Source organism: Falseniella ignava CCUG 37419 (assembly GCF_000301055.1).
Classification (GTDB): Bacteria; Bacillota; Bacilli; order Lactobacillales; family Aerococcaceae; genus Falseniella; species Falseniella ignava.
Genome location: NZ_JH932301.1, coordinates 407,854 through 419,841 on the forward strand (window position 1 = coordinate 407,854; position 11,988 = coordinate 419,841).

Genomic DNA, 11,988 nt, shown 5'->3' on the forward strand with positions numbered 1-11,988 from the left:
TTTAAGTAGTTATTATTTAATCGCGAAATGGATTAAGTTAATAATTAAGGCGTATAGAATGTAGAAAATAAGTGGTGCGAATAAAATAATTAAGTACGGATTGAATAGTGCGTTGTTACTTTGTTCTCGATAATGGTTCATTTGTGTTAATACAGCCACAAAGAACATAACAAAGCCATAGAAGATGACGCTCATTGATATAATGCCACCCGTTAAACCAAGGCCTGTTAAGATAATTAAAATAACCGTTGCAGCAACAACTAAGTGTAAGTATCCAGCAACCTCATTTGTTAGACGATTGTAGCTTACTTCAACACGGAATAAATATTTAATAATTGAGTATGCAATTCCGATGGTGACGAAATACATCAAAGCTAAGCTTAACCATAATAATAAAGTCATCTTGAATGGGCTGTGTGCGAAAGAGCTGAGTCCCACGTAATCGTAAAAAGATATACCGCCATGCACTTGCCCAGCAGGGATAACAGTGAATGAACTGATTAAACGGTTGACTGCCACTGTACCTAATATAGCGGTAAATAAACTCAATAGTGCAAAAGTAATATGGCCATAATAGCTTGTTTCTTGATGGTGACCAGGACCGGCATGGACAAGTTTGTCAACAAAGTACTTGAAGTAATTGTTTGCTTCTTTCCAAGATTTTTGAACTTTTTCGTTTTCGCGAATGGTACGGATCGTTGAGTCAGTAGTCTCTTTCATGGCTGCGACGGCAGAGTCGGTGCTTTCCTTCACGGTGTTCATTGCTGAATCTGCACCTTCTTTAACCGCTTTAACGGTCTTGTCAAGTGCTTCAGAAGCTTCTTGATGCTGTTTTTCGACTTCTTTTTCTTGGACTTCTTCATCGTTTAAGATAGTTTCAACGTCGGCTGTTTCACGGTCTTCTTCTGTCACAGGGACAGTTTGATCATGACCGCAGAACGTACAGAATTTGGCGGTATCAGCAATTTCTTTGCCACATTTAATACAAGTTTTCATTGTCATTACCCCTTTTCAATCGTAATAATTCCTACCTTTAGTATAGCTCATTTTGATTTGAAATTACAGTCTAAGCCTTTAAATCAGAAAAATTCGAGTACTAAAATTAAATTAAGATTAAAAATATAAAAGAAAACCCTTGATTTATCTCATAGTTGGTGTTAGACTAAAAACAATCGATATGGAATCGGCATAAGAAGAGTAGCTTCGGGGAATTCTTACAGGGAGAAAGTGGTCAGTGTGAACTTTCAGAATCCTGAATGTGAATGGGCTTATGTAAACGAAGGTGAAATTTTCTATTTTGGAAGAGAGTAGCTGGAGGGTGTGCTCACCTTACAGAGCTAGAATATGATTGTATTCGAACGAGATATCTTTAGTGTGCATAAAGATAAAGAGGATGGTACCGCGAAACTCGCTCCTTAATTGGAGGGGGTATTTTTTATTTATCAGTAGATTTGTCAGTAATATAAGGAGGAATTAAGATGAAAGTCAGACAATTAACGTTAGGTGGCGTATTATTAGCAGTTGGATTAGTATTACATTTGGTGATGCCGCCCATCTTTTTAGGAGTGAAGCCGGATTTCCTTTTAGCGATGATGTTCTTTGCGATTATGTCCAATCGTGACTTAAAGTCGTCTTTAATTATCGGCCTTGTTGCGGGCTTAATGTCTGCTGCGACCACCGGATTTCCAGGAGGTCAGCTACCGAACTTAGTAGATAAAATCATCACCTCATTCGTTATCTATCAATTATGTAAACGAATGGACTTCGAATATTCTACAGTGCGAATTGTGCTCATCAATATTGTCGGAACACTTTTAAGTGGTGGAATTTTCTTAACATTGGCATTTATGTTGACACAGCAGCTTCACTTATGGGTGCCAAGTATCCCGGTCGTATTACTGGCAGCCGTTGTAAATACTGGACTGAGTGTCTTTATTTACCATACCTTTGCGACGCGTTCATCATTGCAACGGGCGACAGGACATTCGTTGTCGAAGTAATGTTGTAGTATTGTTTAAGCACTTTGACCGTCATATTTTTGAGGGGTGTGCTATAATGTTGTTACATCTTAAATGTTATGGAGGCGGCCTATGGACGAACAATCATTTATTATATGGCAAGTGGGACTTGGCTCGATTGAAGATTTTATTGAAATGGCGGGCACGCTCTTTGAGACGACGACCGATGTTTTGTTGCCTGAATATCAAGAACTTTTACGTCGAGAAGATGCCGTAATCTTTGTAGCATATGAGGATCAACGAGCGGTTGGCTTTGCCCAGTGTGAGTTACGTAGCGATTACGTTGAAGGCACGACGACCAGCCCTGTAGGTTATCTGGAAGGGATTTATGTCAAGCCGGAATACCAGAAACAAGGTATCGCCAAGCAATTGTTGGTTCAATGCGAGAATTGGGCTCGTCAAATGGGTTGCCAAGAATTCGGTAGTGACTGTACGCTAGATAACGAAGCGAGCTATCATTTTCACTTGGCAGAAGGATTCCAAGAAGTGAATCGCTTAATTACTTTTACGAAAAAATTATAATATATGGTGTGAAGTTCAAAGGACTTTTCTTTTTTGGAGAGGTCTTTTTTTAGTGGATTAGTGCATCAAGCTTCTTCTTTGACATTCCATTACAAAACATCTAAAATAGCTTAATTGACAAAAAATATTACATATAGAAAGGATTGATTCAATGTTAAAAATATGGCGCAAGATGAATGGCAAGCGCGTCACGATTATCTTGGCATTAATATTATTTGAAGCGTTAATGTTCTTGCTGTTTCCAACTTTAGCCGCTGAGATTCTGAACGTCAGCTCACTGAACCAGGATCAAGCGATGGTCCAACGAATTGGATTCTTTATGATGAGTGCGAACGTAGTGGCATTAATCTTAGCAATCATTAGTACTTATTTATCAGCGCGAGAGTCACAAAATTTAGGACATCAGCTTCGCATGGGAATTTTTAAGCAAGTAATGTCTTTCTCGCGAGATAATATCTCGGAGTTCGGTACTTCTACGCTACTTACGCGTACGACCAATGATATTATGCAAATTCAATTTATGACGATGATTTCACTTCGTCTGGCAGTGATTAGCCCGATTATCATGATTGTCTCTGCCGTCTTTGCGTATCGACAAGAACCACAGTTGGCGTGGATTTTTGCGATTACCTTACCGCTAATTATTATTGGCTTGTATTTTATTTTCCGTAATGCCAATCCAATCTTTCGCAAGATGCAACGATTAATTGACCAATTGAATAAAGTATTCCGTGAAGGATTAACTGGGATTCGGGTCATTCGTGCGTTTAATACGCAAGAACTCGAAGAAAAACGTTTTGACGAAGCGAATGTGACGTATCGTGATAATGCGATTCGTGCCTTCAATATTATTAACTTTATGTTCCCAGTGATGATTGCTATTATCGGGATTTCGAATACTTTGATTTTCACGAATGGGTCACGCTATATTGCTGCAGGCCATATGCAAGTGGGAAGCTTAATTGCGTTCGTACAATATTCCGTTCAATTACTCTTCAGCGTACTGCAGTTCTCAATGTTACTCTTCTTCTTACCGCGGGCACAAGTTGCGGCAGAACGTATTAATCAAGTGATTGAGACAGAATCTTCCATTCAAGATCCGATCGAACCTGTATCGCTTTCAGGACGTCCACTGAGCTTGCAGTATCAAGATGTCGACTTTGGCTTCGAAGGATCTGAGCGCGATACGCTGATCGATATTAATTTTGAAGCTCATCCAGGCGATACCGTCGCAATTATTGGTGGGACTGGATCGGGTAAATCGACCATTGTGAATTTACTAATTCGATTACACGATGCGACTTCCGGTCAAATATTACTGAGTGGGGTCGATATTCGCGATATCACCCAACGTGAACTACGCAGCCGAATCGGCTATGCACCACAGAAAGCGGTTCTCTTCGCTGGAACCATTCGTTCGAACTTGCTTTATGGAAAGCCAAATGCAACCGACCGAGAGCTATGGGATGCACTTGAGATTGCACAAGCTGACTTTGTCCGAGACTTACCACACGGATTAGATTCACGAGTGGAACAAGGTGGGGTTAACTTCTCAGGAGGTCAAAAGCAACGACTCAGTATTGCGCGTGCAATTGTGAGCCAACCCGATATTTATGTTTTCGATGACTCGTTCTCAGCACTGGACTTTAAGACGGATGCGAAGCTCCGTCAAGCTTTACGTCCGATTACGCGAGAAGCGATTACCATTATTATTGCTCAACGAGTCAATACGGTAATCGACGCCGATACGATTTTAGTGTTAGACAACGGACGCGTTGTAGGTCAAGGTACGCATGAGGAGCTTAAAGTAACGAATGAAGTGTATCAAGATATTATTGATTCTCAAATGAGAGGAGAGGATATCTAATGCAGAACAAAGTAAAACCAACCGATTTATTTAAAACGCTGAGAAAGCTGATTCGCTTTATGGGGAAACGAGCTTGGCTATTATTGCTGACCATTTCAATAGCGGGTCTATGGGCCTTCTTCCAATCCCGTATGCCGAGGATGATGGGGAATATTACCAATATTATCTTCGACGGTGTTAAGCAAGGGATGACGGATGGACAGTTTCCGATTGATTTTGAGGCGGTGCTCCATGCGAGCTTGGTTCTTGCGGGAACTTATGCATTGATGTCGGTCTCACGTTATTTTATGCACTATGCAACAACCCAAGTCGCACAAAATACAGTCTATAAGTTGCGTTATGAAGTGAAAGCGAAGATGAGTCGCTTGCCAATTGAGTTTTTCGATCAAAATAGTAAAGGAGACATCCTCTCACGGACGATTAACGATATTGACCAAGTTTCTAACGCACTCGGCCAATCAATTAACCAGATTTCGATGAGTTTGGCGCAATTAACCGCTGTATCTATTTCAATGTTAACGCTCAGTGGACCGTTAGCGCTAATTGTAGTGGCGATGGCCCCCGTGATTCTAATTATTATTGCAGTCATTGCACCGCGCGCGCAACGACAATTTGGCAAGCGTCAGCGCGATTTAGGGAAAGTCAATGACTATGCGGAAGAACGTTACGCTGGACAAGAAATCGTGCGCGTCTACCATCAAGAAGCGCAAGAGATTGCCGCCTTCGAAGAGCACAGTCAACGATTGAACGAATCATCGTGGCGTGCTGAATTTTATTCAGGGCTGATGAATCCACTTGTTTTAACCGCCAAGGATACGGCTTATATTACGGTTGCTTTTGTCGGTGGCATGCGGATTATCGCCGGACTTGAGACGATTGGGACGGTCCAAGCCTTCTTGCAATACGTTAATATGTTTAGTAATCCGTTCCATATGTTAGCGCAATTGGCTAATACCATTCAGATGACTGTGGCTTCGCTCGATCGTGTCTTTGAGATTTTGGATCATCCAGAAGTGGCTAATCCTGAAGGCCGTGACGATGAAGTAACGGATGCGATTGTGAAGTTCGACCATGTACGTTTTGGCTATTTACCGGATAAAGTTATCCTAAAAGATTTCAGTCTCGAAGTTGAACCGGGCTCGATGGTGGCGATTGTCGGACCGACTGGTGCGGGTAAATCAACCTTGATTAACTTGTTAGAGCGCTACTATGATGTTAAAGACGGCGCGATTTTCTTCCAAGGAAAAGATATCCGCAATCTTTCGCGCAACAAGTTGCGTGAACATTTCTCAATCGTACCGCAAGATCCATGGTTATTTAGCGGAACGATCTGGGATAATATCCGCTACGGTTCAGAAGGTCGCAGCGATGAAGAAATCTTGCAAGCAGCGAAATCAGCGCACGTCGATGATTTTGTCCAAACCTTGCCGGACGGTTATCAGACTATTCTCTCTGAAGAAGCGACCAATATTTCTAACGGTCAGCGTCAACTGATTACGATTGCGCGTGCATTTTTGCGCGATCCGGACGTGATTATATTGGATGAAGCGACATCCAGTGTGGATACACGAACGGAAGTCATGATCCAACGTGCGATGCGTAATATCTTAGAAGGGCGTACGAGCTTTGTCATCGCACACCGTCTTTCAACCATTCGCGACGCCGATACTATTATTGTGATGGATCAAGGTGATGTCGTAGAACACGGTAATCACGACGAACTGATGGCACAAGGCGGCTTCTACGCTAACTTATATCAAGCGCAGTTCCAATAGTCGGGGTCGTGTGGTTTTAGATAGTTTTTTAGAGGGAGTCAAGCCGTTGTGCGCTTGACTCTTTTTTTGAGGGAAAATATTGGGCAGTATAGAGAGGGCTGGCTGGACAGAGAATACGAGAATGTTGTCGCGGTTCTCGCAACTTTTGCCGGAGAATACGAGAATCGCACTCCGGTTGTCCTAATCTCTGCTCCAGCTCTCGCACACCACATTTCCACGCACAGTTTTTGAGCGTCCATCTATACGGCATCCTTTGATTGTGATATGATTAAGGCAAGAGGAGGGAATACAATGAACCGACAAAAGATTGAAACGATTTATCTAGCAGGGGGCTGCTTTTGGGGTGTAGAAGGCTATTATCAGCAGTTACCAGGTGTCTTAGAGACGGAGGTGGGTTATGCGAATGGCCAGACTGAGACGACCACCTACCAACAATTGAAAGAAACGGACCACGTTGAAGCACTTAAGCTAACTTACGATGCGAACGTGATTTCACTAGAAGAGCTACTGTTGCATCTATACCGTATTATTGATCCGACCAGTGTGAACCAACAAGGCAATGACCGTGGACGCCAGTATCGAACTGGGGTTTATTCAACCGATGAAGCAACTGTCCAACGTGTTCAACGTTCACTCGATCAACTCCAACGCCAATACGATCAGCCGATTGCCGTTGAGAATGAGATGCTAGCCAATTGGGTAGATGCTGAAGACTATCATCAAGATTATTTAACGAAAAATCCGAATGGCTACTGCCATATTAACTTGGCCTTAGCGCGTCAACCTCTCGCAAAATCAGGTGACTATCCGAAACCATCAGACGAAGAACTACAGGCCAACTTATCACCTGAAGCTTATCGTGTGACGCAACAATCTGGTACCGAGCGCCCTCACAGTCACCCATATGATCAAAATAATGATGCAGGGATTTATGTCGATATCGTAACCGGCGAACCGCTATTTAGTTCACGCGATAAATACGATGCTGGTTGTGGTTGGCCGTCCTTTACGAAGCCGATCGTTACACCGAGTGTGAATTATCTTGATGATTCTTCACACGGTATGCGCCGAGTTGAAGTTCGCTCGCAACAAGGTGACTCTCACTTAGGGCACGTCTTTACCGATGGCCCTGTAGAACAAGGTGGCTTGCGCTACTGTATTAATGGGGCAGCGTTACGCTTTATCCCCGTCGAAGAGATGGAAGCGGAAGGATACGGAGAATATATTCCGTTCATCTAGCTGACCCTATCGAATCAATGGACTGAACAAATTAACGCAACCGATTGAAAAAGGAGACGATAGAATGAATAATGAAGCACTCGAACGCATCCGTAAAATGGAAGCGATGCTAAGCCGCCAACAAGCCTTTATGGACGAGCTCGCTCCCGTGATTGAAAAATTAGAAGCACAAATACCGGAGTATCAACAACTCAGCCAATATTATGGGAGCCAAGACTACCTTGACGACCTCGATTTTTCGGAATCAACGGACTTTCCAGCCGATGAACCGCATGGCGTCTTATCTGAAGATTTGACTTATAATCTATTAGGAGAATACTATCAACTTGCGGTGCAGATGGTGGATATGGCGGCGCAAATTTTGAAAAATTAGTCCAATCAAAAAAATCATCCCCTTGCAAACAAGAACATTTGTTCGTATAATGGAACAAAGGAGATGCAAGTGATGGATGAACAAGTATACCGAGACCGTGGCATGATGAAGTGGCAAGGATTGATTTTGTCCGAGCATCGTGAAGTGCTGGACCAATTGATTGCAGAGCATACTCGAGAGTATGTCGCTCCCATTCAAATGGAGCCCGAGGAGATCCAAGCGCGCCTTCACTGCGCGTACCATGAAGGCTACCGTGTTTGGTTGGCGCTGAATCAAGTCGATTTAAATGGAATTTATCGTGAACTAGAAGGACGCATTCAAGGATATTTCGATCATCGAGTGGTGATTGACCAACAGTGCATCCCATTGGATGAGATTCGTGCCATTGAATTTGTCGAGCGCTTGAAGTTTTGGCAAGTCGAATAATTTAATCGAGACCTAGCATCTTGTATGTTAGGTCTATTTATCTTGTGTACGCGAGACCGCCTGGCGTTCTGAGCATATTTATCCGATTGAACATGGTATAATAGAGCTAATCATTCAGCATCTTGTTAATAGAAAGAGAGACTACCATGACACAACCCTTACATAAAAATCAAATTCTAACCGGCACGGTTGCCGACCTTACTTCACAAGGAGAAGGGGTCGTTAAAATCGACCATTATCCAATCTTTGTTTCAGAAGCTTTACCCGAAGAAGAAATTCGGTTCAAAGTCATTAAAGTCGGCAAGAAATTTGGCTTCGGTAAATTATTAGAAATCCTACAACCAAGCCCCGAACGTGTTCCGATTAAGGACCCGAGCGGGCATTTAGTCGGAACGATGACGCTGCAACACTTAAGTTATCCAGGGCAACTTAATTATAAGCGCAAATTAGTCAAGGATGTCTTCCAACGCATTGGCGGGCAACCAGATGCAGAGGTCCGTCCAGTATTAGGAATGGACCACCCTTGGGAGTACCGCAACAAAGCACAAATTCCAGTTCGAGAGATTGATGGGCAACTAGAGACTGGCTTCTTCCGCCGTAATAGTCATGATTTGATTCCGGTTGAACATTATTATATTCAACATCCTGAGATTGATCAGACCATTGTGACACTTCGCAATATTTTACGTGAGCTCAATATCGCTCCTTATAACGAGACACAACACACCGGGGTTGTCCGTCATTTAATCGTTAAGCGTGGCCACTATACAGAAGAGATGATGGTTGTAATTGTAACCAATACGCGAGAATTACCTCAAAAAAATAAATTGGTAACGAAAATTACCGAACAGCTGCCACAAGTTGTCTCTGTGGTGCAAAACGTTCAGTCAAAACGTACCAATGCCATTATGGGCAATGAAACCCATCTCCTATGGGGTCAACCGTATTACACCGACCAGATGTTAGACTTGACCTTTAAGATTTCCGCCCGTTCATTTTATCAAGTGAATACTTTGCAGGCTGAGCGACTGTATCAGGAGGCGATTGACGCGGCACAACTGACAGGTACAGAGACCGTTCTCGACGCCTATTGTGGAATCGGAACCATTACGCTAGCTTTAGCCCGTCATGCCAAGCAAGTCTATGGGATGGAGATTGTTCCTGAAGCCATTGAAATGGCCCGGGAGAATGCCCAGCTCAATCAATTATCCAATGCGACGTTTGAAACAGGAAGTGCCGATCATTGGATTCGCCAGTGGCAAGACGAAGGTCTTCACTTTGATGTGATGGTTGTCGACCCACCACGTAAAGGACTGGATGCGGACTTTATTCAGACAATGATTGAACTCTCACCAGATCGCATCGCCTATGTCAGTTGCAACCCAGCCACCCAAGCACGTGACGTCAAGCTATTATGCGAAGCTGGCTACCAACTGAACTACGTCCAACCCGTTGATTTATTCCCGCAGACGGTTCATGTTGAGTGTGTGGTATTGATGGAAAAAGTAAAAGAGTAAAATGTTGTTATATCAGCTTTTTGAATGTGTGAGTCATATTCAGAAGGCTGTTTTTTTAGTATAATGAAGGTGAAATCGTTAAAGTTTACGAGTTTTCAATGAAAATTTCTTGGTAGTTTGGGGAAACAAATCAAAAAACCGAAGCAAACATCATTCTGTGTATGCTTCGGTTTATAGATATTTAAAATAGATATTCGGTTTTTGAAGGAGTATATGAGTAATAGATTTCATCAAAGGTATCATCTAATCTTTGTTGTAAGTCAGCATCTATCGGATTTAATTTAAGTTTTTTAACTATTTGATTAATCTTATCTAATTGGCTTTCATTCGGTAAAATAAATGGAATTTTCTTTAAATAGTTCGCAGAATTATTTGCAGTAGGATTAATCAGATGAATTATTTTATTACCAATATCTGAATTAATTAGTCCTAGGACGTAATTGAAGTATTTTTCTTTTCTTGGAAAAACTCCAACAATACTTTGATCAAATACCATCTTGTTCATTTCTGTTGCTTTTATTACACTGCTTTTGACCATTGGGACTGCAATACCGTGTTTGAAGTAATATTGAGAATTTTGAAAACGGGCTTTTTTATCGTTATGATAATAATCGATAGCTTCAGTTGTCCAATCTATTAACCATGGGTTATTGTTTCTTTTATATTTTACATCAGAACTGCTTTTTACAATTGGGATATAGCGTTTCCCATTTTTAAGAGGATCGAGTGACATATGGTTCTGATCGATATCTTCGCTAGAAATTATTGGATATCCTTTAGCGTTTCGTACATTTTCCTTTGTAACTGCCATAAATCTCTTATTGTTCCCTGTATAAATTCCGGTAACACAATCACAAAAATCACCAAGAGAAAAATCACAATATTTCATTAGTTCCATTAAATCATTATTTAAAATAAATCTATGATTATGATTGCTAAGGATCTCTGATTGCGTTAGATAAATTTTTTCCAGGGTATTATCGGGTAAGTTTATTTGGTTCACATCAGTAAAATTTTTGACTAACTTTATTTTGTTACCTAAACATTCATTTAAAGAGGAGGATTTTTTAACGTTATGATGCATAAATTACTATACCCAAAAGAAACTCCAGGGAAAAATTTACTTGGAAAAATTAATATCTCTTCTATAATGGTTTCGGATAATATTTTTTTTCTAATTTGTTTATGATTATTAAGAAAAAGAAAGGTATCAGGAATTATAAATGATAATTTTCCGTGATTATTAAGGAGTGTAAGGCATCTATATAAAAATAGAGTATAAGTTTCCTTTGCATATAATCCTTGAAACTTATTTTTGTAAAATTCTCTTTCATCATATTCAAGCCAGCCTCCGTAGGGAGGATTTCCTATTATTTTTGTATAGTACCCTCCCTTTTCTGAGTAGCTATTTAATAAGTTACTAGTCAAAGTATTAGCATGATAGATAGATATATTAGCAAAGTTCTTATATTTATTATTTAATACTTCAATAGCTTCTTCATCGATATCAAAAGTATCGATAGGTCCTTGAAATCCACTAGATATAAGTTCATCAATAAAAGCACCTTCACCACCACTAGGTTCCAATACATTATCATTTGAATTCAATTCAAGTTTATTTACCATGTAAGACGTAATATCTAAGCTATTTGTGTAATACGATTGGAATACTTTCTCCACATTATGTTCCTCCTAGAATAAATTTTTTCATGAACAACTTACCTCTTTAATGTTACCAAGTCAAGTATTTTAGGAGGTCATATGTTTGTAAGTAATCTCTAAATTCTGGAGTTATATCCGATTCCCAATCCATATTTTCTATCATCCATTTAGCTATATTAAATCCAGTAAATTCTTCCGTTTTTTTATATACTTCTCCGGCACAATAAACTTCCCAAAGACCAGAGTTTTTTAATGTTTGTAAATAGTGATTATTATCCGCTTCTTCTTGTCTAACAAAAATTAAAGTCTTATGTTCGCTCTCTAGCTGATTGTAAACACTAGCTACCATTAAAAGTCTATTAGTATTTCCTTTTTCATTACTACTGAAACCACTTTTATAATCAATATCGTAGTAAATATCATTTTGTTTGAAATGTAAATCTAAATTTAAGTTAATGGCACCACTATCAACATATCCCCAAATAGATTCAAACATGCTTTTCAGTGTAGAGTGTTCTTCTTCTGAGATATTTAACTTATCAATGTTAGGAGATAATACATTTGTGACATAAAACAAACAAAAAAAGAG

12 protein-coding genes are annotated in these 11,988 nt (G+C 40.5%); 8 read left to right on the plus strand and 4 right to left on the minus strand.

Translation table 11 applies throughout. The features are described from left to right. Window positions 1-12: 12 nt before the first annotated feature. Entirely contained in the window at window positions 13-996 is a 984-nt protein-coding gene (locus HMPREF9707_RS06125) for a zinc ribbon domain-containing protein (RefSeq protein ID WP_006701830.1), read from the minus strand. Window positions 997-1,478: 482 nt separating this feature from the next. On the opposite strand from HMPREF9707_RS06125, the gene HMPREF9707_RS06130 reads away from it, so the two are divergent. The 8 genes from HMPREF9707_RS06130 to rlmD all read left to right on the plus strand — a co-directional run bounded on the left by HMPREF9707_RS06130 (window position 1,479) and on the right by rlmD (window position 9,737). Continuing rightward, complete coding sequence (locus tag HMPREF9707_RS06130) at window positions 1,479-2,000, plus strand: tryptophan transporter (protein WP_006701831.1); 522 nt, start codon at window positions 1,479-1,481, stop codon at window positions 1,998-2,000. Between the two features lie 90 nt (window positions 2,001-2,090). Continuing rightward, window positions 2,091-2,540 carry an aminoglycoside 6'-N-acetyltransferase gene (gene aac(6'), locus HMPREF9707_RS06135; RefSeq protein WP_006701832.1) on the plus strand — a complete coding sequence of 150 codons (450 nt, stop codon included), beginning with the start codon at window positions 2,091-2,093 and terminating at the stop codon, window positions 2,538-2,540. Window positions 2,541-2,691: 151 nt separating this feature from the next. Then, window positions 2,692-4,407: an ABC transporter ATP-binding protein gene (locus tag HMPREF9707_RS06140; RefSeq protein WP_006701833.1), complete on the plus strand. Its 1,716-nt coding sequence runs from the start codon at window positions 2,692-2,694 to the stop codon at window positions 4,405-4,407. Beyond that, window positions 4,407-6,182 (plus strand): ABC transporter ATP-binding protein, encoded by a 1,776-nt coding sequence (locus HMPREF9707_RS06145; protein WP_006701834.1) that lies wholly within the window; start codon window positions 4,407-4,409, stop codon window positions 6,180-6,182. The genes HMPREF9707_RS06140 and HMPREF9707_RS06145 overlap by 1 nt, the downstream gene beginning before the upstream one ends. 291 nt (window positions 6,183-6,473) lie before the next feature. Next, window positions 6,474-7,421: a peptide-methionine (R)-S-oxide reductase MsrB gene (msrB, locus tag HMPREF9707_RS06150; protein ID WP_006701835.1), complete on the plus strand. Its 948-nt coding sequence runs from the start codon at window positions 6,474-6,476 to the stop codon at window positions 7,419-7,421. Between the two features lie 64 nt (window positions 7,422-7,485). After that, the gene (locus HMPREF9707_RS06155) at window positions 7,486-7,794 is read left to right on the plus strand and encodes a DUF4298 domain-containing protein (RefSeq protein ID WP_006701836.1); all 309 of its coding nucleotides are present in this window, start codon (window positions 7,486-7,488) and stop codon (window positions 7,792-7,794) included. Window positions 7,795-7,866: 72 nt separating this feature from the next. Continuing rightward, on the plus strand, window positions 7,867-8,220 hold the full coding sequence (locus tag HMPREF9707_RS06160; RefSeq protein ID WP_006701837.1) for a hypothetical protein: 354 nt from the start codon (window positions 7,867-7,869) through the stop codon (window positions 8,218-8,220). A 146-nt stretch (window positions 8,221-8,366) separates the two neighbouring features. Continuing rightward, complete coding sequence (gene rlmD / locus HMPREF9707_RS06165; protein WP_006701838.1) at window positions 8,367-9,737, plus strand: 23S rRNA (uracil(1939)-C(5))-methyltransferase RlmD; 1,371 nt, start codon at window positions 8,367-8,369, stop codon at window positions 9,735-9,737. A gap of 181 nt (window positions 9,738-9,918) precedes the next feature. Here the strand turns inward: rlmD and HMPREF9707_RS08565 are convergent, their stop codons facing one another. From HMPREF9707_RS08565 to HMPREF9707_RS06175, 3 genes are all read right to left on the minus strand, one after another. Then, window positions 9,919-10,821: a restriction endonuclease subunit S domain-containing protein gene (locus HMPREF9707_RS08565; RefSeq protein ID WP_006701839.1), complete on the minus strand. Its 903-nt coding sequence runs from the start codon at window positions 10,819-10,821 to the stop codon at window positions 9,919-9,921. After that, window positions 10,788-11,417: an Eco57I restriction-modification methylase domain-containing protein gene (locus HMPREF9707_RS08570; protein ID WP_006701840.1), complete on the minus strand. Its 630-nt coding sequence runs from the start codon at window positions 11,415-11,417 to the stop codon at window positions 10,788-10,790. Before HMPREF9707_RS08570 ends, HMPREF9707_RS08565 begins: the two co-directional genes overlap by 34 nt. Window positions 11,418-11,469: 52 nt before the next feature. Continuing rightward, on the minus strand, window positions 11,470-11,988 hold a 519-nt coding region (locus HMPREF9707_RS06175; RefSeq protein WP_006701841.1), incomplete at its 5' end, for a hypothetical protein.